The 23587-nt window shown below is 34.4% G+C and carries 22 protein-coding genes and 4 pseudogenes; 8 read left to right on the forward strand and 18 right to left on the reverse strand.

Going from position 1 to position 23587, the window contains the following annotated elements; translation table 11 throughout:
* Positions 1-169 precede the first annotated feature (169 nt).
* A pseudogene (locus Q3V31_RS21940) lies at positions 170-460 on the reverse strand (Tn3 family transposase); the annotation flags it as partial.
* Positions 461-611: 151 nt separating this feature from the next.
* Here Q3V31_RS21940 and Q3V31_RS21945 point away from each other — a divergent pair.
* Positions 612-941 carry a hypothetical protein gene (locus Q3V31_RS21945; protein ID WP_000566283.1) on the forward strand — a complete coding sequence of 110 codons (330 nt, stop codon included), beginning with the start codon at positions 612-614 and terminating at the stop codon, positions 939-941.
* 267 nt (positions 942-1208) lie between these two features.
* Here the strand turns inward: Q3V31_RS21945 and Q3V31_RS21950 are convergent, their stop codons facing one another.
* From Q3V31_RS21950 to Q3V31_RS21985, 8 genes are all read right to left on the reverse strand, one after another.
* Complete coding sequence (locus Q3V31_RS21950) at positions 1209-1388, reverse strand: DUF4177 domain-containing protein (RefSeq protein WP_002186527.1); 180 nt, start codon at positions 1386-1388, stop codon at positions 1209-1211.
* Positions 1389-1773: 385 nt separating this feature from the next.
* Positions 1774-2211 (reverse strand): NUDIX hydrolase, encoded by a 438-nt coding sequence (locus Q3V31_RS21955; RefSeq protein WP_001202613.1) that lies wholly within the window; start codon positions 2209-2211, stop codon positions 1774-1776.
* Positions 2212-2286: 75 nt separating this feature from the next.
* A complete protein-coding gene (locus Q3V31_RS21960; RefSeq protein WP_016128862.1) occupies positions 2287-2943 on the reverse strand; it encodes a uridine kinase family protein in 657 nt (218 codons plus the stop codon).
* Positions 2944-3754: 811 nt separating this feature from the next.
* Positions 3755-3856 carry a YjcZ family sporulation protein gene (locus Q3V31_RS21965; RefSeq protein WP_000505688.1) on the reverse strand — a complete coding sequence of 34 codons (102 nt, stop codon included), beginning with the start codon at positions 3854-3856 and terminating at the stop codon, positions 3755-3757.
* A gap of 108 nt (positions 3857-3964) precedes the next feature.
* Positions 3965-4165, reverse strand: coding sequence for a hypothetical protein (locus Q3V31_RS21970; protein ID WP_000161623.1), 201 nt, complete (start codon positions 4163-4165; stop codon positions 3965-3967).
* Between the two features lie 55 nt (positions 4166-4220).
* A complete protein-coding gene (locus Q3V31_RS21975) occupies positions 4221-4631 on the reverse strand; it encodes a hypothetical protein (RefSeq protein WP_002188570.1) in 411 nt (136 codons plus the stop codon).
* Between the two features lie 2 nt (positions 4632-4633).
* The gene (locus Q3V31_RS21980; RefSeq protein ID WP_033670057.1) at positions 4634-4891 is read right to left on the reverse strand and encodes a helix-turn-helix transcriptional regulator; all 258 of its coding nucleotides are present in this window, start codon (positions 4889-4891) and stop codon (positions 4634-4636) included.
* 397 nt (positions 4892-5288) lie between these two features.
* Entirely contained in the window at positions 5289-5618 is a 330-nt protein-coding gene (locus Q3V31_RS21985) for a hypothetical protein (protein ID WP_033728818.1), read from the reverse strand.
* A gap of 669 nt (positions 5619-6287) precedes the next feature.
* On the opposite strand from Q3V31_RS21985, the gene Q3V31_RS21990 reads away from it, so the two are divergent.
* The gene (locus Q3V31_RS21990) at positions 6288-6575 is read left to right on the forward strand and encodes an AbrB/MazE/SpoVT family DNA-binding domain-containing protein (protein ID WP_329767192.1); all 288 of its coding nucleotides are present in this window, start codon (positions 6288-6290) and stop codon (positions 6573-6575) included.
* A 337-nt stretch (positions 6576-6912) separates the two neighbouring features.
* Here Q3V31_RS21990 and Q3V31_RS21995 read toward each other — a convergent pair whose 3' ends face one another.
* On the reverse strand, positions 6913-7833 hold the full coding sequence (locus Q3V31_RS21995; protein ID WP_097810367.1) for a Nif3-like dinuclear metal center hexameric protein: 921 nt from the start codon (positions 7831-7833) through the stop codon (positions 6913-6915).
* 233 nt (positions 7834-8066) lie between these two features.
* Between Q3V31_RS21995 and Q3V31_RS22000 the strand changes: the two genes are divergently transcribed.
* The gene (locus Q3V31_RS22000) at positions 8067-9497 is read left to right on the forward strand and encodes an IS4 family transposase (protein ID WP_329767193.1); all 1431 of its coding nucleotides are present in this window, start codon (positions 8067-8069) and stop codon (positions 9495-9497) included.
* Between the two features lie 416 nt (positions 9498-9913).
* Positions 9914-10141, forward strand: a complete 228-nt coding sequence (locus Q3V31_RS22005; RefSeq protein ID WP_329767194.1) for a hypothetical protein — start codon at positions 9914-9916, stop codon at positions 10139-10141.
* Positions 10142-10405: 264 nt separating this feature from the next.
* Here Q3V31_RS22005 and Q3V31_RS22010 read toward each other — a convergent pair.
* Positions 10406-11631 (reverse strand): annotated as a pseudogene (locus tag Q3V31_RS22010) (phospholipase D-like domain-containing protein).
* A 210-nt stretch (positions 11632-11841) separates the two neighbouring features.
* On the opposite strand from Q3V31_RS22010, the gene Q3V31_RS22015 reads away from it, so the two are divergent.
* The 4 genes and pseudogenes from Q3V31_RS22015 (at position 11842) to Q3V31_RS22030 (ending at position 13341) form a co-directional block, all read left to right on the forward strand.
* Positions 11842-12042: a DUF1657 domain-containing protein gene (locus tag Q3V31_RS22015; RefSeq protein ID WP_000218933.1), complete on the forward strand. Its 201-nt coding sequence runs from the start codon at positions 11842-11844 to the stop codon at positions 12040-12042.
* 114 nt (positions 12043-12156) lie between these two features.
* A pseudogene (locus Q3V31_RS22020) lies at positions 12157-12390 on the forward strand (DDE-type integrase/transposase/recombinase); the annotation flags it as partial.
* 92 nt (positions 12391-12482) lie between these two features.
* Positions 12483-12692, forward strand: coding sequence for a glycine zipper domain-containing protein (locus tag Q3V31_RS22025; RefSeq protein ID WP_000764047.1), 210 nt, complete (start codon positions 12483-12485; stop codon positions 12690-12692).
* 439 nt (positions 12693-13131) lie between these two features.
* A pseudogene (locus tag Q3V31_RS22030) lies at positions 13132-13341 on the forward strand (hypothetical protein).
* Between the two features lie 205 nt (positions 13342-13546).
* Here the strand turns inward: Q3V31_RS22030 and Q3V31_RS22035 are convergent.
* From Q3V31_RS22035 to Q3V31_RS22065, 7 genes are all read right to left on the reverse strand, one after another.
* On the reverse strand, positions 13547-14455 hold the full coding sequence (locus Q3V31_RS22035; RefSeq protein WP_098561849.1) for an alpha/beta fold hydrolase: 909 nt from the start codon (positions 14453-14455) through the stop codon (positions 13547-13549).
* Between the two features lie 393 nt (positions 14456-14848).
* Positions 14849-15499, reverse strand: a complete 651-nt coding sequence (locus tag Q3V31_RS22040; RefSeq protein WP_329767195.1) for a hypothetical protein — start codon at positions 15497-15499, stop codon at positions 14849-14851.
* 121 nt (positions 15500-15620) lie between these two features.
* On the reverse strand, positions 15621-17360 hold the full coding sequence (locus tag Q3V31_RS22045) for an S-layer homology domain-containing protein (protein ID WP_329767196.1): 1740 nt from the start codon (positions 17358-17360) through the stop codon (positions 15621-15623).
* A 224-nt stretch (positions 17361-17584) separates the two neighbouring features.
* On the reverse strand, positions 17585-19969 hold the full coding sequence (locus tag Q3V31_RS22050) for an immune inhibitor A domain-containing protein (RefSeq protein ID WP_000739681.1): 2385 nt from the start codon (positions 19967-19969) through the stop codon (positions 17585-17587).
* Positions 19970-20230: 261 nt separating this feature from the next.
* Positions 20231-21229, reverse strand: a complete 999-nt coding sequence (locus tag Q3V31_RS22055; RefSeq protein ID WP_090814404.1) for a YdcF family protein — start codon at positions 21227-21229, stop codon at positions 20231-20233.
* Positions 21230-21555: 326 nt separating this feature from the next.
* On the reverse strand, positions 21556-22512 hold the full coding sequence (locus Q3V31_RS22060) for an ATP-grasp domain-containing protein (protein WP_016128855.1): 957 nt from the start codon (positions 22510-22512) through the stop codon (positions 21556-21558).
* Positions 22505-23563, reverse strand: coding sequence for an LLM class flavin-dependent oxidoreductase (locus Q3V31_RS22065; RefSeq protein WP_090814405.1), 1059 nt, complete (start codon positions 23561-23563; stop codon positions 22505-22507). The genes Q3V31_RS22060 and Q3V31_RS22065 overlap by 8 nt, the downstream gene beginning before the upstream one ends.
* Positions 23564-23587 lie beyond the last annotated feature (24 nt).

The following is a 23587-nucleotide window of genomic DNA, read 5'->3' on the forward strand; positions in this document are numbered from 1 at the left end:
ATTCTCGTCTAACAACTAAAAAAGAAAAATACTTCAGAGCAAAAATCATTTGCAACTTTAAAACAAAGTCATTTTTTTCGTTTTGGGGGTAAATTGTTTTCTTAGGTTGATGGCAATGGGGGAGCACCAACAAAACGCGAATTTCGTACGCTAAGAGATCATCGGTTTCTTACTGTTTAGTTGTTTCTAGTGGTTGTAGAAAGTCTACTGGTGCACTTTCTCTTTTGCTAAATCGGTATTCTCCTAGAAAGTTAATGTGTTCCCAACTTACTGGAGAACTATGTTTTAATAATTCTTCATCAAATTGTTCTTTTTTCTTCAAAGCTTTTATTGCTTCACTTAAATAAATAGTATTCCACATACTAATTGCATTAATTAAGAGGTTTAGTGCACTACTTCTTTGAAGTTGATCTTGTAGCACTCTTTCTCGTAATTCACTATGTTTTTCAAAGAAAATAGCGAAAGGCAAGACGATGAATACATTTACAAAGTGACAAAACTGTAAGAATGCACGAATGTTTGTAAGAAAGTTCGATGTTTTCCTTTTTCATTTTTTATTATAGTGAAAAAGAAGAACGAAATATTCTCTTATGTAGGAAAGGAAGATAATAATGATTGATCTATTAAATAAATGGATGTTAGAAAGTACAGGCAATTTCAATATCGTTGTAGGACTTACAGCACTTCTATTTTTGGGTTCAGTAATTGCACTTATTATTATTTACAAAAAAATTGGTAAACCAGATGAAAGAACAAATCCTATTTATTTTAAAATTATTTCTTGTATGTTTACTACTCAAATTCTAATGAATTGCATATTTATTTCTTTAGTTGGTAAAGATATCGAGAATTTCCGTCAAATCTTTATATTATTTGAAGCCTTTGTATTCTTCGTTGGAGCTATTTATTCGTTTAAATTATATAGACAAGAATTTAAATAATTTACATTTTTAGTTAATTGTATATTCTATACATATGAGGTTAACATAACGTCTCATTATCGGGATTCAATGTATTTAGAAGACTATTAAAAGTCCTCCAGATTGTTTAACTGGAGGACTTTAGTGTTCACATAATTTTTGTTATTAGAAGTTGATTAATATTAGCTTATTTGTCTTATAAGTTAAATTGAGAACAATTAGATCCCCAAATATTCCAGTTCTTTTTGTATGTTATTTAAAGCAAACCTCTCTTGTTTTTGAAAGGAGTTATTTGGTTCGTTTGAAGATAATCTCCAAAGAACTCGTGTATCCTGCCATTGTTAGAGTAAGGACTTGAACAAATTCCCAACCATCTTCAGCATGTTCGGTAATAATACGTTTATAATCTTCTTTAGGTTGCCCTTTCCATCCACCAATTTCGACTTTCACGAATTTGTAATCGTACATATTCTCCCCCCTTTTCCTAATTGTACCATTTAGAAGAAGCGATGTATTGTACCTTTTTGACTGTATACTCTATACATGTGAGGTTGACATAACGTAACATTATCAGTAGCAAGAATAAGGCGGAACCCTAATCTCACAAGTAAATCACCTTTTTTTGTTCTATGGATCTATGCATTTTTTTATCCATTCCTATCCTGGCATGGTTTTTAAGTTACTGGATTAGCAGAAAAACTGTATAAAATCTTGCATGCTCTTAGCGGGGGAGCACCAACAAAACGCGAATTCGTACGCTAAGAAAAAAGCCTTGCTACATAGGTAATGTAGCAAGGCTTTTTAAGTTGTTTAATTCTCGCTCCACGATCGGCTTTGTTAACTAACACTTTAATTATTTTAACAGCCTTTTGTTTAATTCCCACAAAGCCGTTTTGTTACTATCCCATTTTAAAAGCGTTACGGCTTCCTCAAAGCACAGCCATTTATAATTGAAGTGTTCTTTAGATAATTTAATATTTTTTGTAGGAACTTTAACTCCAAAAGAAAATTCTTTTATTACATAAACATCTTCGCCCCAAAGAAATTCACCAACTACATCCTCTACTGGTAGTGAAGACACAGAATCTAGTTTTATATATGGACTTTCTCTTGTAATACCAGCCTCTTCAAACGCTTCTCGTTTTGCTGATTCAATAGGAGTCTCACCATCTTCTCCACCACCAGCTATTCCTTGCCAATAACCATAATCACTTCGATTAAAAATGGCATATTGAATGGAATCATCAGTTTTTATATAAGGAAATATCAATACTTGATACGGTGCTCTCATTGCTTAACCTCCTCTCGAAAAAATATGAACAATTTATTCAATAACTTGCTATTTTAGTAAATAAAGTATTTGCATTTAAACTTTATAAAACTCAAATGTATTTTTTTCTAAACATATTGTTTCATTGGAATTTTTGATAATAATATCAAAACGTTGACTATACGGATGCATAAACACTTCATACTGAATCCGACGTTCTTCATGAGACTTCCTTAAGTAATTAATATCGGCTCCTCTTTCAATAATATCACGGCTAGACCTTCTCATTAATTCTGTTTCTCCATCTGTATAGAAGTAAATTTTCAAATCAAATAAATTTGGATTAATAAATGCGACACTCATTCCTTCTACAATCGTCACCTTATTTTTCGAAGAAATTAACTCACTTTTCATATAATGTGTATCCATTGTATAAAAATCTAAACCAGCTCTTACCATTTGAACATCTCTTTCTAACGCAGACAAATGATGGGCTGATGGATGACAAGCTGTCATTTTATCATAATGATTTTCATTCTGATATGTATAGTGGATATTTGTATACTTTCGTACATTTGAACTAATAATGTATGGATCTGTATTAATATAACTCACTTTATTTTGATTTAATTGGTTTATGAGCTTATTGGCGAACGTTGTTTTTCCGGCAGCACCGTGTCCTGAAATGCCAATAACAATCTGTTCATCGGTCATACTAATCCAATTTATAATTTCTTGTAATAAATTTTTCATTATTCTCCCCCTGTTATTAATATATCCCCTTATTTATATCATCTTAATATAGAGGTATCCTACTGTAAAATCATACATGAAGTGAAAAATGGTATGATTATCCATCATATCATCTCTATTTTTAAAAAACTATATTAATTTTCGAAGGATTTTATTGTTATTTGGGGTAGTACCACATGCCCATCAACCTAAGATTTTGAAGTATCCCAAAAATGAAAATTTCATCTTTTCATAGTTGTCCATAGAAATTTAGTTCATTTTTTTCATTTTGGGGAAGAATGTATTTCTTAACTTGATAGCGGTGTGGCGGTACCTCATTTAGAAGACTAGTATATGCTGCTAGTTTTTTTATTAATTTACAAATTGAAGTAATAAAGAAAAGACACCCTAAGGTGCCTTCCTCCGACTTGAACCACTTTAATTTTAATAATATGTATTGGACATTAAGCAAACACATCCTATAAAACAGAATCATTTATTTTCATCAGATTGTTAGTGTACAAATACAAGAGAATCGAGATCATTTGTTTGGCTAGATTAAAGCAACGCCACATCTATATGGTTGAGATGTGTTACGCCTTCTAATCGAGGAATCTGCTTTATAGAACGTGTCCACAAGTTATATTTTACTACATGTAATATTTATTTGGTGTAATTTTACCGAATATGTATAATTGCATTAAGTTTACGAGAAAATGAGAGTATACTTTGGTATTGTGTAATAAAGATAAAGCCCACCTACGGAAATAGGTGGGCTTTTTAACGCATAAAGAAAAGACACCCATATAAGAGTGTCTTTCCCAATAGTTTTTTAGCAGAAGCAGCTAGCTCCAACGATGATTAATAAAATAAATAATACAACTAATAAAGCAAAGCCGCCACCACAACTACTACAACTACCACCAAATCCCATAATAGTTCCTCCTTTAGATAGGAGGGGAAAACACGGGGTCATTCATGTATTTTAACGGGTTCACTTTACCTTATGTTTTTAGGCATTAATTGAGCAGGTCCCTTTTCTTTATAATTTTGCGGTTATTTTCTTTTGTTTATTAAAGAATTTTTGCATTTCGGGACTATTTGGAAATATCTCTTCAGCTTTATAAGAGTGAAAGTCTACTGGCTTAATCCGTTGTCGTTGTGTTAATTTTTCTTCGCCACGCATTACTCTAAGTACGCGCTGAACAGATTTAGGAAGTTCGCTTATTTGAATTTTAGTCATAATATCAACACCTCACTATTTGAATCATTATAAAAAGAATAGTTCCTTTTTTTAATCATTGATCCCTTTTCTTTGCGATTCTTGGACCAAAAGTTAACCCGACAAAGAAAACTAGGAACACATAACCAAGAACATAATCTACTCGGATTACAGCTTCTCTATTCATAAAATACAAAACAAACAGTACGACAAAGGCGATAAAAAGACTAAGGGCGAAAATTTGAGAAACAATTCTAAAAGTTAAACTTTCAATTCGTTCGTCCGTTTCGGGTAGTGGATAAGCACCAGATTCATTTTTCTTCTTAAAAAACAATCTTCCTATAAGCCCGAAAATTGCTGAGAAGATAATAAATCCTATTACATACTGAAGACTCAATTCAATCCCGCCTTCAAAATAGAGAAGTACAGCTCCTATTAAACAAAGAACAGTATAAGACGTCATTCTTTCCATATTTTTATTTCTCATTGTTATTCCTCCCCAGTTTTATCTAATTGAAATAAGTCCTCCACTTTACAATCAAAAAACTCACATAATTTTAGGGCTAATTCTAAGCTGGGGTTGTATTTATTCTTCTCAATGGCGATGAGGGATTGCCTGGTGATATTAACAGAAGAAGCTAATTGCTCTTGGGTGATGTCTCTAATAACACGGTATTGTTTTACTTTGTTTATAACCAAATTCACTAATTCTCCTTTTTGTAAATTTGTTACATTTATTTTATCCAATTTAAGTAAAAATGTAAATATACATTTACAAAAAGTATATAAAACATTACAAAAAGTAAAGGAAACACTACATAAAATATTAAAACCACCAAGTTTATTTTACTTGGTGGTTTTGTTGCCCTTACGGCTTATATTGTGTTGTTTTTTTTTTGCTTATTGAAGAAACTCAGTTATTAGTATTAGGGGTACCGCCACATCGCTATCAAGCTAAAGAATCAAAATTCCCCAAAACGAAAATTCTATCCATTATTGTCTATTGATAATGAGACGTTATGTTAACTGAGCATGTATAGAATATACAGTTAACTAAAAATGAAAAGTTTACATTTGAAAATGAACAATAAAAAACAGTAGTGTATAAAATCACTACTGTTTTTTATTGTTTCTTGCAAGTAAATCATTTAAGTTCTTGTCTATATAATTTAAACGAATAAATAGCTCCAACGAAGAATACAAAGGCTTCAAATAATATAAAGATTTGACGGAAATTCTCGATATCTTTACCAACTAAAGAAATAAATATGCAATTCATTAGAATTTGAGTAGTAAACATACAAGAAATAATTTTAAAATAAATAGGATTTGTTCTTTCATCTGGTTTACCAATTTTTTTATAAATAATAATAAGTGCAATTACTGAACCCAAAAATAGAAGTGCTGTAAGTCCTACAAAGATATTGAAATTACCTGTACTTTCTAACATCCATTTATTTAATAAATCAATCATTATTATCTTCCTTTCCTACATAAGAGAATATTTCGTTCTTCTTTTTCACTATAATAAAAAAAGAAAAAGGAAAACATCGAACTTTCTTACAAACATTCGTGTATTCTTACAGTTTTGTCATTTTGTAAATGTATTCATCGCCTTGCCTTTCACCATTTTCTTTGGAAAACATAGTGAATTACGAGAAAGAACGCTACAAGATCAACTTCCGCGAACGATAATTATGTAAATGTGGTTACCAAGTCGGGGGAAGGCACCTTAGGGTGTCTTTTCTTTATTTTCAAAAGGACCTGCTCAAATTAAGAGAGTAGTCTGTCCAAAATAAAATCTGTATTTTATATAGAATTATCCAGTGGTTTGTTCTATATAGATAGTGTAAAATATCTTAACTAAACATTGGTAATAGTTTAACTTAACATTATCAATTTACTAAATATTGAATTAATGTGACAATAAATGTGCGCGAACATAACATTAATGTGTAAAAGGGATATTCTTTGAAATTAGTTATCATACAAGTAAACTATTTTTTTGAAGATAGTTTGATACAGTATCGTTTATTCTTTATATTAAAATTCATTAGGTGAGAAGGAATACTTTCTTTTAGGTGATACTATGATTGTCATTTGGATGAATGTATTGAACAACAGATTAAAACAGGAGGAATCTATGAAATTCACAGGTATTATTCGACGTGTAGATGAGAAAGGGCGTATAAACATCCCTATAGAACTAAGAAATATTATAGGTATGCAAGAAGACACAGTGCCTATAGAATTTATTGTAGTAGACGAAATGCTTATTCTACAACGGTATAGAGGAGCTTGTGCCATAACTGGAAAAATATCTAGACGTAATATTTCATTGGCAAATGGACAAATCAAAGTACATCCCAAGGAAGTGAAACAATTGATAAAAGAGTTAAAAGAGTATCTAGGAAAAAATAGATTAATATAAGAGAACAGAGATTTTATTATACTTGCGGTACCCCATATTATTAAAATTAAGATGGTTCAAGTCGGAGGAAGGCACCTTAGAGTGTCTTTTCTTTATATATGGGGTACCTCCACATGCCCATCAAGCTAAGATTTTAAGACACCCCCATAACGAGAATTTTACTTTTTTACAGTTATTTATGAAAATTCCGCTTGTTTTTTTCATTTTTGGGGTGCTAGACCTAAAACTTCAGCAATATGCATAGACTAAAACATCTGGTTTTCACGATATAATTCTCAGCTAAATTCGAAAAAAAGAGCTTGAATTCCCAAGCTCTTTTAAATATTACTTAATAACTTTATAACCACCATTTTTCCTGTGGAATTAAAACTGTTTCAATATCAAAGTTATTCTCAAACCATTCCTTCATCAATGTTTTATGGACCAGATATTCTGATGCAGAATGGGAAACGCCGATTAAAGACATCGAAGTATTAGAAACATAATCCATCATTTGTTTGTATCTTTGTTTACCATATTCGTTATCAATATGGCAATGGATTTCGCCAGTGATATAGGCTTGAACTCCTCTTTTTTCAGCTTCCTCCATCCAACTTACTTTATCGCCACAACCTGCAACAATAGCTATTTTCTTTACGTTATTTATGTTCTTACCTTCAAAATCAACATATGGAATATCGAATATTTCTTTTAAGTGAGAAGTTAGTTCACTTGTACTCTTTTCTTCAATGTTACAAATTAGAACTAGGTCTTCATTATTTATAGAACTTGTTAAAAACCCATCAATAATTTCTGCATTTAATTGTTTAGCAATAGCCACACTTGTACCTAAATTGGCATGATAATCCATTGGTACATGGCATGTATAGAATGATAATTCCTTTTCTTTTATTTGTTTAATGTATTTTTCTTTTATAGGAACAAAGCCTTTGCCCCATACTCCTTTAGGATCTCCACATTCCATCAATAAGGGATGGTGCATAAAAAGTAAGTCGCCGCTATTACTTTCTTCTATAAAACGTTCCAACACTTCATCTGTAGGGAAAACGGCAAGAAAAATTTTCTTTACATTTTCATCTCCTTTTAACATTAGACCATTAAATAATTCCACAAAGTCTTTTTCAAAAACTGATTTCCAGTCAAACTTTAAAGGTTCATAGACCATTGGTATGAATTGACTGAAAGCAGAATCCTTCCCAAATGATTTTATATCAAGTTCAATGTCCAGTTTAGACACTATTTCACTTAGTTTAACCATAAAATTATTCCCCCAAAAATTTTATAATTCAATACAAACGGTTAGAAAAATAACAATTATTATATTCTTTTAAATATTTTAACATATAAATCCATTTTTCTTCATGAAAAAATCACTCCTGTTCTTTAAAGTGGTCCCTCCACATTCCCTTCAAGCAAAGTTAAAATCATACCTTCAAAATGAAAAAACGCTATGCTTATTGTAAACAGTTTATAAGAAAGGATGGCGTTTTGATGAAACCTATCATTTTAAATAGATTGAATCTTTTCGCTCAAGAGCTACAATACTTTTTATCTCCAGTGGTCCTACAAGATATTGCCAAACAAGTTGGCTTTGTACAGCGATCTAGTAAGTATCAAGCAAAAGAACTCATTGCACTTTGTGTATGGCTTAGTCAAGAAATTGCTAGCACATCACTTACACAATTGTGTAGTCAGTTAGAAGTTTCCACTGGGGTACTTATGAGCTCAGAAGGACTGAATCAACGCTTTAATCCAGCAGCTGTCGCATTTCTTCGAGAAGTCTTTACTTCTCTTCTCACACAAAAACTCTGTTCAAATCACTCACTTTCTGCACACATGATCCCTACTTTCAATCGTATCCGTATTTTGGATGCAACAGTGTTTCAACTGCCTGACCATTTCGCCACTGACTATCAAGGTTCAGGTGGGAGTAGTAATACCGCAGGCGTGAAAATCCAATTGGAATATGATTTACTTAGTGGTCAATTTCTTAACGTGCAGCTCGGACCAGGAAAGAATAATGATAAAACATACGGTACCATCTGTCTTGAAACTGTAGAGGCGGGCGATTTGTGTTTACGTGATCTTGGTTACTTCGATTTAGGAAACTTACAAACCATTCATGATAAAGAGGCTTACTATATCTCGCGGTTGAAGTTGAATACACGCATTTATATCAAGAACCCTGAACCAGAATACTTCAACAATGGTAAGTTAAAAAAGCAAACAGAATACATCCAGCTTGATATGACACAAATGTTGTCTGGTCTAATCTCTGGTGAAACGATGGAAATCCCAGAGGTATACATTGGCCAAAATCAGAAGCTTCCAGCACGTGTCATTATCCATCGTTTAACCGATGATCAAACGCAAACACGTCTGAAAAATCAATCGATACGTGAAAAGAAGAAAGGCATTGTCATGAAGGATAAAAGTAAACGTTTAATGGGCATGAATGTATATATCACGAACACGTCGCTAGAAAATGTACCGACGAAATACGTGCATTCGTTATATTCACTTCGTTGGCAGATTGAAATTTTGTTTAAAACGTGGAAGTCATTCTTTGAAATTGATGAATGTAAAAATATAAAAAGAGAACGCCTAGAGTGCCATTTATACGGACAACTCATTGGCATTCTCCTCTGTTCTTCTACGATGTTTCAAATGCGACAGTTTCTACTTGAAAAGAAAAAGCAGGAGCTGAGTGAATACAAAGCGATTTATATGATTAAAGATTACTTTCCGTTACTGTTTCAAGCGATAGCCGTTGGCACAGAAGAACTTTTAAAAATTCTGCATCGCTTTTATCAGCTGCTCGAAAAGAACGGTCGTAAATGTCATAGATATAAGAAGGTGACCGTCTTTGATATTCTAGGGATTGTGTATAAAACGATGGTGAAGGATAGACAAGCTGACTAGCGAAAAAATCACGCTTTAATAGGCTTCTTTCGTATGCCTACTTTTCTATCAATTACTAGATATGAAACAAGGATCGTTTCATATCTAGTAATTTACTTGTTTAGCTTGATGGGCATGGGGTACCGCCAGCATTTCGAAAAAAAACCAGGCTAAGAGTATGCAAGATTTTATACAGTTTTTCTGCTAATCCAGTAACCTAAAAACCATGCCAGGATAGGAATGTATAAAAAAATGCATAGATCCATAGAACAAAAAAAGGAGATTTACTTATGAGATTAGGGTTCCTCCTTATTCTTGCTACGGATAATGAGACGTTATGTAAACATGAAATGAATACTTTATGCAATCAAAATACCTTTCATTATCTATATTCTTGATGTGGTACAATCTGGATAAAGGGTAGAAGGAGAAAGACAATGAAAGAAATCATTAAAGAGATTGTTTCCCCAAACAAAAGATACAAGGTTCAAGTTATCAAACGAAATAATGACTTTTTCACTACAGAAGTTTTTGCTTGGTTTGAGGATTACGGATATGAGTATTGGGCTCCTATTAAACAGGGAATATCGTTAATTGATACAGAAAAACATGCTATAGCCATAGCAATGGAAGATTTAAAAGTGTATTCAGGTGAGAATGATTAGTAGTGTGGATTACACTTATCTCTGAACAAGAGAGGGGATTGCTGTAATATTAAAAATTAGCTTCCAATAACGGTAATTATGTAAATGAGCTGTCCATATGGACAGCTTATTGTATTTTTGCTTAGCGTGGTTTTTTTGATGCATGTTGATTGTTTTTATCGTTTTGGAGTAACTCGCCCTTGTTAGCTTAAAGGATATGGGGTATTTGCATTTCTTATCTTGATGGCAATGTGAAACTATCCCTAATATAAAAATACTTTGTCTTTACAAATAATACTCAAACATTTTTGCAACCTTTTCTTTCATTTTTTCTTTTATAGATAATTGATTGACGTCAGAGGATGTTACTTGCTTTGAATTTTGTAAGTCTGCATTAATCACTGGTTTTATTCTCGAAATATAAATAGGGTCATGAATATAACAGTTCATTTCTTCATTTAAATGAAACGAGCGTGAATCAAAATTCACGGTCCCAACCATCAATACTTTTTCATCAATCAAAAATACTTTACCGTGTAACACCCCATTTTTATAACCATATACTTCAATCCCCTGTTTTAATGCTTTTCGGATATATGGATATGCTGCTTCTTTAACTAATAGTGCATCCGAATGAGGTGAGAATAGAATTCTGACACGGACTCCCCTCTTTCTTGCATCTACTAATGCGTTCCAAATAGTTCTGTCTTTTGGTATAAAATAAGGTGTTAATATAATGATGGATTCTTTTGCTTGTTGAAACAGCATTGCATAATCTTGCCCAAGTTTTTCTCCACTATAATATGCAGTAAATCGTTGCGAGGTTGCTCCCTTTTCCTTTACCGCATTGTGTATCGGAATCGGTTTCTCTGAGTTTTTATTCCAGTCTAATACAAATTGGTGTTCTAAATCTTGAACTCCTTCTCCTCGTATTTGAAGATGATAATCTCTCCAATAACCAAGTTTTTCTTTTTCCCCCAAATACTTCTTTCCAATGTTGAATCCGCCAATGTAACCAACCTTTCCATCAATAACTGAAATACGACGATGATTCCGATGATCCAAAGAAGAAAAAAGATAAGGGAAAACAGGTTTATTGTAATATGTAAAATGAACTCCTTTTTTAACTAATAATTCTCTTTCCTTTTTCTTTAGTAAAATTCCACCTAACCTGTCCACTGCATAGTATACTTCTACACCTTCCTGACTTTTTTTCCGCAATAGCTCTAGAAACTGATGACTTACTTTATCATCAGCAATAGAAAAAAAGTTAATATGCACGTAATGCTTTGCTTTCTCTATATCTGAGAATAATTGATTGTTTAACTGTTTCCCATCTGTATACATAGTAATATCACTTTGACGCATAGGGTATTGACTAGAATTCTGGCTAAATACCCCATTTTTTTCAGCTATTGTTCTGTCAATTCCCCCCCAAACAAACAGAACTAAACATCCACCGATAAATAAAAAGAGGAATATTCGGAAAACTCTCCTATCTTTTTCAGCATATTTAATCTCCTTTATATATTATCGTTTTATTTCTGTTAGTTTTTGTTATTGGGACAAAACTATTCCATACATCTATTAGCTAAAAAATTCTCCTTTGAATGATTAACTATAAAATTTCTCATTCGCATATCCCTAAAATTGGAAATCGTACTATGATAACAAAATAGGCATTCTATATTTTGAAGTACATTTACAAGGAGGAATACTACATGACAGTAAGTACTAAACTTAAACAAACTATCGCTGGATTAAAGAGTGCTCAAGCATGCCTAGAAGGATTTGTTCTTGATACTGATAACAAGCAAGCAAAACAATTATATAAAGGTGCAGCACAACAAACTCAAGAAATTATTGAATCTTTAAATCCTCGTCTTCAACAAATTGAACATGAAGAGCCTCAGTACAAGTAATAACATAATACCTTTCACATAGAATATCGTCCCCATGGAAGAGTGCCCAGCTTAAATAACGATTATCATAATGCTGATTACGATTAAAGGATATCGCCATATGCCCATCAACTTAAGAAACGGAATACACAATCTGCGTATGCTTTTATGAAACGACTCGTTCAAACTTTTGGAGAACCAGCGGTTCTGACAACAGATAAGGCCCTTTCTTTACTTTGTTCACTCAAAAAATTAAAGATGAATGACTTTTATAAAAGTACTACTCATTCTACAATCAAACATTTCAATAATTACATAGAACAAGATCATCGCTATGTAAAGCACCGGTTTGCTAAATCCTCAGGATTCTAACACTTCGCATAAATCTGTCCTTATAGGTCAAAATATGTAAGGTATTGTGCTGGAATGCACTTGCCTATTCTAAATAAGGAGTGAGATGAGTGGCTGATAAAAACGAACGTAACCGTGTTGATAATGATACTGGTGAAGCGGTAGGAACTGGTGTCGGTGCTGTCGCTGGAGCTGCTTTGGGTTCTGTTCTTGGTCCACTTGGTACCGTTGCAGGAGCTGTTGCAGGAGGAGCGATGGGTAACAAAGTCGGCGAAGGTGCCGATGAGGCTAATGACAGTGTTGCGAACCGAGAAGATTAGACTTTAACCAAAGTGACACTGAATGAATTGGATTCCCAAAAAGGGAGTCCTTTTTTTATTAAGTTAATTCAGCTTTTTTAGGTAAATTCCCAGTAAGATTGTGAATCAATTCACTTAAAGTAACGTGTGCGTTAGTTCAACAAGCTATAAGCAGCAATCATAATCATTTTCTTGGTCTTCCGCAATCGGGCGCTATTGCTGAATAAACCTTAGATTATCAATCGACTTTATTGTTATATTTTTGAGTACAGTGAAGTATCTTATATCGGAAATTAAACAACCATATTTTAACCCCGTCCTAAATTTAGAACGGGGTTAAAATATGGTTGTTTTAGCTTTTTAAATTTAATAGCACCACCTAAATGGAAGTTTTATCTCGAAACGAAGAGGTAACTCCAATTCTAAAAGAAGGGCCTGAATTGTTTTGGAGTTTGTAGAGTTGATAGATGCTTTAAAATATGTTTCACCAAGTCGTGATAAACCTTTTAAAGCTTATAAGCATATTACTGAAAATTGGGATGATAACTGGGATAGTGTAAATTCACAGTGGAAAAATATAATTGGATGATTATCAATTTCTAGTGTCCAAGGTGAAGCATTCAAGGAAGTTACTAGTACCATAGAAGGTTTCTTTAAGGAACAGGAATGACTTAATAGTCATTCCTGTTTGTTTTTTTGCGGTATCAAGTTAAGTAGCACATTCTTCCCCAAAAATCATAAAAATGAACTTCGGTGCTACAAAAAAATTCCATTTAGGGGGTACTTTAATATCCTAAAACAAAAAATGAGCTAAATCCTCCTAAATAGCTATATAGAGATAAAGTTGTTATTACAACATATTTTCCACTTTCAACTTAGTTATCATTAGAATGTTTTTCTATAAAATCAAGGATTCTGGCATTAACTTCGTTAGAGAACTCACCATTGATTGCGTGTGATGCATTTTTCCAGTTAACTATATCTATATCTTTAACGTATTTTTTCCCAGTTTCAACTGCTTTTACGGAATTGTGCATTGTACTTTTTTCAGCCATTAATGCAAGCACTGGAACATTGATATTTTTCAAGTCTTCTTTACTAAATAGATCCGGTGCTGGTGTTTTAAGTTTATAGTTACGCATACCCGACTCGATTAACTTAGCGATAGGCTCATCGTCATTTGTTTCTGCTCCCCCAGATACATAGCTTAACATCTTTTGTCTTATAAACTTAGGTACAATAGGGACGGCAGCTGGAATAGATGCAAGAATCATCTTTATGGGCATTTGCGCAAATACAAAGACTGGGTCCAATAAACTAGCCGTAGCAATATGCTCTGGATTATATCTGGCCAAATTCATTGTTGTCCAACCTCCAATGGAGACACCCACGATATGCACTTTTTCTAAACTTAATCCTTCAATTACTTCATTTAACCATTCTGCTTGTTGTTTTTGGTTTTCAATCACCTTCGTTTGCACACTCATTCCAGGTTCACCGAGTAAATCTATCGTGTAAACAGGTCTTTTCTCCCTTAGCCCTTCTAAATTGGGTACCCACATTGGAGTAGATGCACCACGTCCAGGGAGTAAGAGTATTGGCTCCTTATGTTTGTTTTCCTCTTTAGTAAAGTAATAAGCACGAATTGTGCCGTATTTAGTTTTTATATCTTTCGTATCGTTAGGTTTTGGAAGAAGTGCCATTGATTCATCGTAGGCAATTTGAAAGTCTTCCTTTCCTTTTTCAGATGTAAAGTGACCAATCCTATTATCATCTCTCTTCACTTGAATTCCTCCTTTCTACAAATATATTGATGAACTTTATCAATATATTCATGACAATAATCCGTTGAAAATTTATCTTCTTTAAGCCAAAACTCTCATTTAGAAAAAAGAAAAGACACCCTAAGGTGCCTTTCTCCGACTTGAACCATCTTAATTTTAATAATATATATTGGACTCCCATCCAAATATTATTTTACCATGTTAAGTTGTTTTGTTCATTGAGAAATACAATAGTTTATTTATGCTGGTCGTCTGTATTAGGTCTTTTTGTAGTCCATGCAGCGATTAATAAGAGAACAATAGCAGTGATGACACCTAAAAGTATATTAATGATAATCATCCCCATTATCCATACCAAAAACGCTACCTTTTTAAAAGATAGCGTTTTTAGTATTACCCTTGCTTATTCTTCGCTTTCATTTGCTCTTCATAAACAAACTTCACTGTCATAAAGTCATTTGAAAAATCTTTCAATGCATTCTTCATCACATTTAATTCTTCTTGTGATTTGATTTCTACTCCATTTAAGAAGTCAAAAGCTTTTGATTGCTCCTCAGCAACAAAGTTTTGCGTCATATAGTCATCTTGGAAGTCTTGCTTTGCCTTTTCTTTCACTTTATTCATTGCCTCTGTTTTATTTATACTTTTCACAGGATTTGCGAATGCACCCGTAGACTGTTCTGGTTTAGGCTCTTCTTTCGTTTCTGGCTGTGGAGCTGGTGCTGGTTGCTCTGGTTGTTGTTTCGGCTGTTCTTGTTGAACTGGCTGCTGCGCTACTTGTTGCTCTTTTTTCGCTAATTCATCTTTTAACTTCTTAACTTGTGCATCAAGAGATTTATTTTCAGTTTCTAATGTACTCTTATCACCTTTTAACTTTTGCGTTTCTTCAAAATGCTCATCTACTAATTTATTATATTCTTTCTCAGTGTACATTCTTTCACTAGTTGATGTTGATGTCGTTTTCCCTTTCGTGACAACTACATTAATAATTACAAGTAAAACTACGATTCCTATTAACGCAGCAAAAATCTTCTTTTTATTCATTTCTAATCCTCCAAAATGTCAAATTTTTAAGGTTATCATAACAGATGCAGTTATGTCCCTTTGTCACATTATGTCGAACTGAAATAATAAAAAAGCATCTGAAACAGATGCTTTCTCATTATCAATATATAAACGTAATCGTCACCAAAGAATACCCTTCTTTTGCATTATACGGCTCCGCTTTATAAGAAACACGGTTTGATCCTTTTGGATAACCGATTTCTCCAATTGCCTTTTTCACATCTTGTAATGCACCATTCATTGATTGCTTATACAACACTTCAATCTTTTCTGGCTTTGCACTATAGCGCTGCTGCATTTTACTTTTTAATTCATTATAGCTATTCGCGATGTATTCATTTCCTAAATAATTTAACTTTGTATCTTTCAAAATTTGTTGGTATGCAGGAGTTTTCGTACCACCTGCCGCAATTTTATTTGTTAATGTACTATAATAGTTTGTTGTAGCTTGCGGATAGTCCCCTCGGTTCCACACGTGATTCTTCGCAATTTGCTCATCTGATAAGTTGAAATAAGAATACGTTACGCGGCCTTGTACATCTGGCACTGGATCATCAAATGTTGTATCGAGATGGTACCATTTTTTATCGATTTTCACTAAATTCCAAGCATGAGGCTGACCGTCTCCAGTCCCTACTACAAAATGATTCTCAATTCCAGCTTCTTTTAATAATTGATAGGTTAATAGTGTGTAACCTTGGCAAACGGCAGAACGATTCGCGAGTGCCTCATATGCTGTATACGCTTTATAAGACGTATCGTAAGAAACATGTTTTACAACATAATCATGAACCGCCTTCACTTTTTCATGGTCATCCATTCCCGTTTGAATAATAGAAGAAACGATCGCTTTCGCCTGTTTCATCACATACTCTGTTTGTTCTTTCGTTTCGCGATATGTAATATTTAGCTTAAATGTATAATTTCCTGGTGATCCAGATAGTGAGTATGAAACATTCGATCTATTATAATTTGTATACTCATTTTTACTTGCAACTTCTTTATAGGCGTTAAAAAGTGTCTTCATTACTTCTTCCTGATTACTATTTTTCGTTTTATATGGAAGTGTAATATTCGTTTCGTACGCATTAATACGCTTTTGCACTTCATCTTTAAATGCTGCTAATAATGCCGCATCTCCTGTATCTTGCACCGCAACCTCAGGCTTTTTATATTTCAATGCATTATATAAAAACTGTGCATACTGTTCACGCGTTACCGTTTTAGCTGGTTCAAATTTCCCGTCCCCTGTACCAGATGCAATCCCGTTTGACTGCACCGCACTAATCGCGTTTTCTGCCCAAAATCCATTTGGAACATCATTAAATGTATGTTTTTGTTTAGCTGAAACTTGGAACGCATTTTTAATAATTTGCGCCATTTCTGCGCGGCTAACAGAATCTTTCGGTCTAAAACCGCCATTTCCATCACCTTTAAAAATTCCCAATTTCGTTAACGTTAAAACCTCTTCCGGAAACATTGTAGAACCTGAGCGAATATCACGATACGGATTGTTTAAAATAGACCCATCTTGTAATACATAACGAGCACCATCATTACTAAACGTACCACCTTGCTTATTCGGTACTAACACACGATAAATTAACGCTGCAACTTGCTCCCTCGTCGCAACATCACCAAAACCAAACTTTCCATTTCCATAACCTGAAATAATATTTTTACCCGCTAAATCTTTAATCGCCGGATAGGACCAGTGCGATGTTGGTACATCAGAAAAAACGCCCGCTTCAGCAGCTTTCACATCACTACCATTTGTATATAATAAAGCACCACCAATAAGTGATAATGATGTAATTGATTTTAATAGTTTTATGTACATAATGCATTCTCCCAATACGTCTTCTATTTTTGTTATTTTTTGTCGAAAAATCTAAAAGAATATGACAAAAAACATTATACAATTAAAACTTTTCGGAGGATATATTAAATTTAAAAATATGCAAAAAATCATATTTTCATTATGGTTTCTACAATAAAAAGAGAGCTGTCCATAAGTCGGTTTCACCAACTTATAGGGCAGCTCCCTCTTAATTTCACCTTATTCTATCGATGAATCCAAACTGCACCTGCAGACTTGTCTTCAGCTTGACCTACTACTTCAAACTTCAATCCTAGTTTTGGTAACTTACGTCCTGCATCTGGAATCGCGCTGTTGATGTACTGCTTAGAGTCATCAAATTTTGCAACCCCTGGTAATCCTTTATAGTCAAAGATACCGCGAGTTGGCGAATCCACTCTCCATGCTGGCGCTTGATCAAATGAGAATGCAGCATCGGCAATTTGATAACGCGTACTGCTCTTCACAGTCGGTTGTCCGTTTAATGTACCTACGATTGCCTCTGGATGAGAATCTACTACTCCTAAGAATCCTTCACCTGGATGAACGCCTACCCAGTTATCTGTAAAGCTTTGATCCGCATACCATACAACCATTCCTGTATTAAAGACTGGACCACGTGCATGTTGTAACGCCGTGTCAGAACCAGCGTAATTTCTCCACTCTACATAGTAGTTATTTTTTTTCTGTTCCAATCCGTTAGATACAGTAAATCCTTTTAACGTCATTGCTGGCTGACCTTCTGCATCATCAGAGAAAACAACTTTCCCATCGACAGTTAATGCAGCATTATCTAACGCAAATCCTTTATAAGCTACTGCAATATCTGTTAAATACTCAAATTGCAGTTTTACTTTTTTCCCTTTGAATTGGCTTAAATCGTATGATTTATCAACCCACTTACCATCAGTTGTATCTGCTCCGCCTTTTACATCTTTTTCGCCCATTCTATCAATACGTGTCTTCGTTCCGTCTTCTGCAATCGCATATACGTCAAGGAAATCATACTTCGCTTCAAGTTCGTAGAATGCTTTATAATCGAACTTAGCATTCGTTGCATTTGTTAAGTCAAATACTGGTGTCTCAAGTGTTGTATGAATGTCATTTCCTTTTGTGCTGTAATAAAACTTCTTACCAAATGCTGACTCGATATTTTTAATATCTTTGTCTGGCAAGTTAACACGAACGATTCCTGGTCGTTTTGATTTTGTAACACTTTGATCTAAATATGTTGCAACACCGACTCCCGTGCGAAGTTTATCATAATCTACCTCAACGATATTCGCCCAGTTGCCATTCATATTCTTTTGGAAAAACTCTTTATTTTGTGGTGAGAAACTTGTTGGCTCTGTTCCTGCAATTTTTCCAGCCCAGCTGCCGCCACTCATAATAGACCATGACTCAATAGGTTCACCTTGTCCTGAGTACTTTGTATCGTACTCATCTGGTAAGCCTAAATCATGACCATACTCATGCGCAAACACACCAACCGCTCCATCTTCAGGCTCGATTGTATAATCGTATGCAGCCATCTTTCCGCCCCAATTCGAAACAGAAGATTTTGTGCCATCAATCGCATATGGTTTTGATCCAAGTTTTGAACGATGAGACCAAATTGCATCATCTTTCAATTTACCGCCGCCAGCTTCTTGACCAACGCCAGCATGTACAACCATTAAATGATCAATAATGCCATCTGGCTCGTTTTTATTTCCATCACCATTTTGATCGTATTGATCAAATTGATCATAATCTGCTAAATTAATTCCTTTTGCTACCGCTGCTTTTAATGCTTCTTTCACAAGATCACGTGGCCCTAAAGGACCCTTATTATCATGACCAGTTCCTGCATCCGAACCGTAATCTGAAGCTTTCCCTGGAACAGTAAGCCATTCCGTTACAGTTCCATCAACTGTGTAGCTCCCGCCAGATTGTTCTTCATAATATTGTTTAAATGTATTAATCTTCGATCCATCAAATAGAGTAAATGGTTCATCACCAAATAACATTTTTTGATAATGTTCACGATTAAAGTCCTTAGAGTACATGTATCCTGGCTCTTGATCAATATTGTTATGCTTAAAATCGCTAAATTCTACGAGTAAAACAAGCACTTTATCTTTTCGAACAGCACCGTTGTACTCTTCTTGCTTCGCTGGTGCAGTAGGGACTTTTCCATTTAATTTACTAGAATTCAATCCTGCACCTGGTCCAGCTACTGGCCCTACTGTTGGCTGTTGCGCCTTTTCATTTTCCTTCATTTTTGCATCTTTTACTTTTTTCATAAAATCAGAAGCTTCTTGCGTAAGACTATCTCCCGTCAAGATTTCTTTACCAGGGTTTTCCCCTTTCTTTTTCTCAACATATTTTTCGACAGCCTTTGACGTCTCAGCTTGTGATGCAGATTGATCAATTACGCCCCGTTGTTTTAGCGCTTCTGCCAAACGCTCCTCCGGTATTAAATGCTCATCTATTGGTAGAGATGGTGTTGGTGTTTCAGCCGCCGCATGACTTCCAAAAGCAAAACTACTACTTAGTACTGCCGCTGTTGCTAAAACTGATAACGGTTTTAACTTCTTATTCTTTTTCAATGCATTTCCTCCCCAGTGTCTGCGAATTATCGTTTTTTTTGCCGATAGAAACATAATATTCTCTTTATAGAGAATATTCAATCTTTTTCAACAAATAAAATGTTGAGAAATATTTTTTATGCAGGGGGAAATGCGTGAGATAGTAAATTAAAATACAGAGGACGGCACCTTATGGGGCGTCTTTTTTATGAATAGCCCTCCTATGAAAAGTGAAATAAAATAAAAAAATGCTCCAATACTGGAGCATTCAAAATAGTATAACTACATCGACCACAATACAAATAACAATAAAATAGCTACAAAAGTAGCATGCCACCATTTATACATGACTAATATACCGATATATTCTCGTAAAAATGCACTTGGTAAATAATATCTTGCTGTGTTAGAACCAACACCTTCACATTTCAAACCCGATAATCTTGCATAAATACTAGCTCTAAATACATGATAATTATTTGTAACAAATATACTCTTGTGGTCAGTTTTTATAGTGTCCATAATCTTTTTAGAAAATAGCATATTTTGCAATGTGTTTCGAGACTTATCTTCCGTTAACACATCTTTCTCATTCATGCCTTTTTCCACTAAATATTTTTTCATAGCAGCCGCTTCACTTACTAATTCATCTGGACCTTGTCCACCAGAAACTATAATTTTAGGGATACGGCCATACTTAATATACTCATCCATCCCTTTATCCAAACGAGATGCTAATAATGGAGGCACTCTATCCCCACCAATTAAACCTGACCCCAAAACAATAATAAAATCAGGTATGTATTTTACCTTTATAAAATGATAAAGTACTGCATAAGTTAAGTAACTCATAAATATATATGCAAAGTATAAAAATAACAGTACGACTGTTACATAATACATATAGAAACTAGGATGATACACACTAAATGCAAGTTTCATTAATAAACCAATAATACCAAATACTGCAAAACTCAATAATAAAGATAATAAATTACCTAATCTTCTTCCTTCACGTTGCATCATGACTTTTCCATTAAATAAAAGATACAGAGCAACAAACAATATCCCTAAAGGGATTAATCCAAAAACTATTCCTAATAATAATAAGCGAGAAAACTCATTAACCTCTGATTGTGATAAAGCATCAAAAATACTTAGGAAGAAACAGCCTAAACTTAATGTGAGAATAAAAGCTAAACTAATTCGTCTCCGATCTTTAAAAAATAAAAATAAAAATAATATAAACAATAAAGCCCCAGCAATTATAAAATTAAACATCACATGCTCCTTTCATCTATAACTATTATACTGAAAAAGTAAGCATAGAATTTTCTAACTACTTTTGTTCATTTGTTTCGCCACTTCTTTTTTAGATATATCAATCAACTATAAAAAAATCCCCTCCACCACAAGGCAGAGGGGATTTTCTCATTCCTATTTCAAACTACCCGCAATCTCCGTAAAGATAACCCCAACCTGCATCAAGGTATCCTAACCTTTTCCCAGCAACTACAGCTCCTCTAACGAACGATCTTTCACCGATAAAATGTGCTATCTCTTCTTTTTTCCTATATTTGCACCAGAACCATATTTTTCAATCAACATTATTTAACTGACTCTACTTGTTTTTCTAATTCTATTCCAAGGAATTTAGCAAGCTCCAGCATACCAAATTGATTCGCTACAGACTCTGCATCAGAATTATAGTTTGTGTTTGTATTAATATCATACGTATAAATTGTTCCATCCGAACTGCGAATAAATTCAATACCAGCGACGGTAATTTCATTTTCTTTCAAAAACTCTTTGTACTGCTCAATAATCGGCTCTTGGAAATCTGATATAATTTCAAATTTTGATGACGACTCTTTCTTACTCTCTTCTCCTACTGGGCAAAAAGCATCGTGAATAGAGCACGCATCTGCTGGACAAAGCTCAAATCCTTCTGATGTATCTACTTTAACCGCATATACAAACTCGCCGCCTACAAACTCACAACGTGTAATATATGGTTCTGGCGCTTCAATATATTGCTGGATTAAAGTAATTCCATCAATGGGTTCTTCAAACGCCGGACCATCCAAATATTGTTCTAAAGCATCAATGGAATGAAACAGCTGAACACCAAGGCCTTTACCTGCACGGTTATGCTTTGTAATGAACGGTACTTCCCCTAACTCCCTTGCCGCTTTTACTATATGATCACGGCCAACAGCACCAATTGTTTTCGGCACTTGTATCCCAAATTTTCTTAATGCTGCATATTGATTCAATTTGCTTACTTCAAGACGTAATGCACGAGACCCATTAAATACTGTTCGTCCGTACCCCTCTAACCAAGCAAGAACCCCTTCAGTCAGCTCAGGTGCATATCGATGCCCTCTCGTATGTGAAGAAGCACTCATGCGGCTATAAAAAACACCTTGGGGAGGTTCTTGTTCTAACGGCAGTGTTCCCTCATTTAAAAGCCATTCCTCATACGGTAACTCCAGTTCTTCCAACCTTTTCACTAAATGATTCGTCCATTCCTTATTCTCATGTAATATGTAAATTTTACTCATTTGTAATCCATTCCTTTCTTTTTGCTTCAACTAATGGCATCACTTTTTCAGAAAATCGTTTCATCTCTTCAAGCTGTGGCGAAAATTGTAAAAGTAATAACGTAACACCCACTTTTTCAAAAGCAAGTATCCTTTCTGCAATTTGTTCTGGTGTTCCGATTAAATTAGGACGTAACCCACGATTAGATACGGAATAATCATTGAGCTTCACTTGCTGTTCCAAATGCGATTTACTAATAAAGTCTTGGTAACCCGCATAACCTAAAGCATCATCTTTCACATCCGTTATGCGTTTCCATTCTTCTAATGCCTCTTCTTCTGTATCACGACAAATGACGTAAGCGGCAAGCCCGAATGACTGCAATGGCTCCTCTGTAACTTTCTTTCTACGATTCTTCATATCTTCTATTTTCACAGATACTTCTTCTACCGTTCCGCCATGCATTACATATGCATCCGCGTGGTTTACAATGACCTCTTTTCCTCGCTCACTCTCACCACCTGCATAAAGCTTAATGCCTTGTTTCTGCACAGGTTTTGGACTTAAATGTGTATGATGAAGCTCATAAAAGTTCCCTTTATAAGAAAACACTTCTTCTTTCCAAAGTTCCTTCAAAATTGTTACAAATTCCTCCGTGCGATCATATCTTTCATCATGTGCGGTAAATACCCCGCCGTACTGTCTTGCTTCTTCTTCCCACCATGCTGAAACTACATTCAATGTAAAACGACCATTACTTAATTGATCGATATTCGCTGCCATTTTCGCTGTAACAGCTGGATTATGAAAGCCAGGTCTTACAGCTGTCATAATCTCTAATTTATCCGTCACTGCTGCAAGTGCTGCCGCAGTTGTCCACGCCTCTAAACTTGGTGCTGACACACCTTTTATATCATTTAAATTTAATTCTGCAATAAGAGTTGTTGAAAAACCTAATTGTTCTGCCGCTTGCGCTGTTTGTTTTGCATACTCAAACGTAGGCGGCATAGATTCATCATCTACATTTCGAAGCCATCCCCCAAAAATCGGTAACCAAAAACCATACTCCACTACCTATTCCCCCTTTAACTTTTA

Origin of the sequence: Bacillus nitratireducens (assembly GCF_036320425.1) — a bacterium.
Lineage (GTDB): Bacteria > Bacillota > Bacilli > Bacillales > Bacillaceae_G > Bacillus_A > Bacillus_A nitratireducens.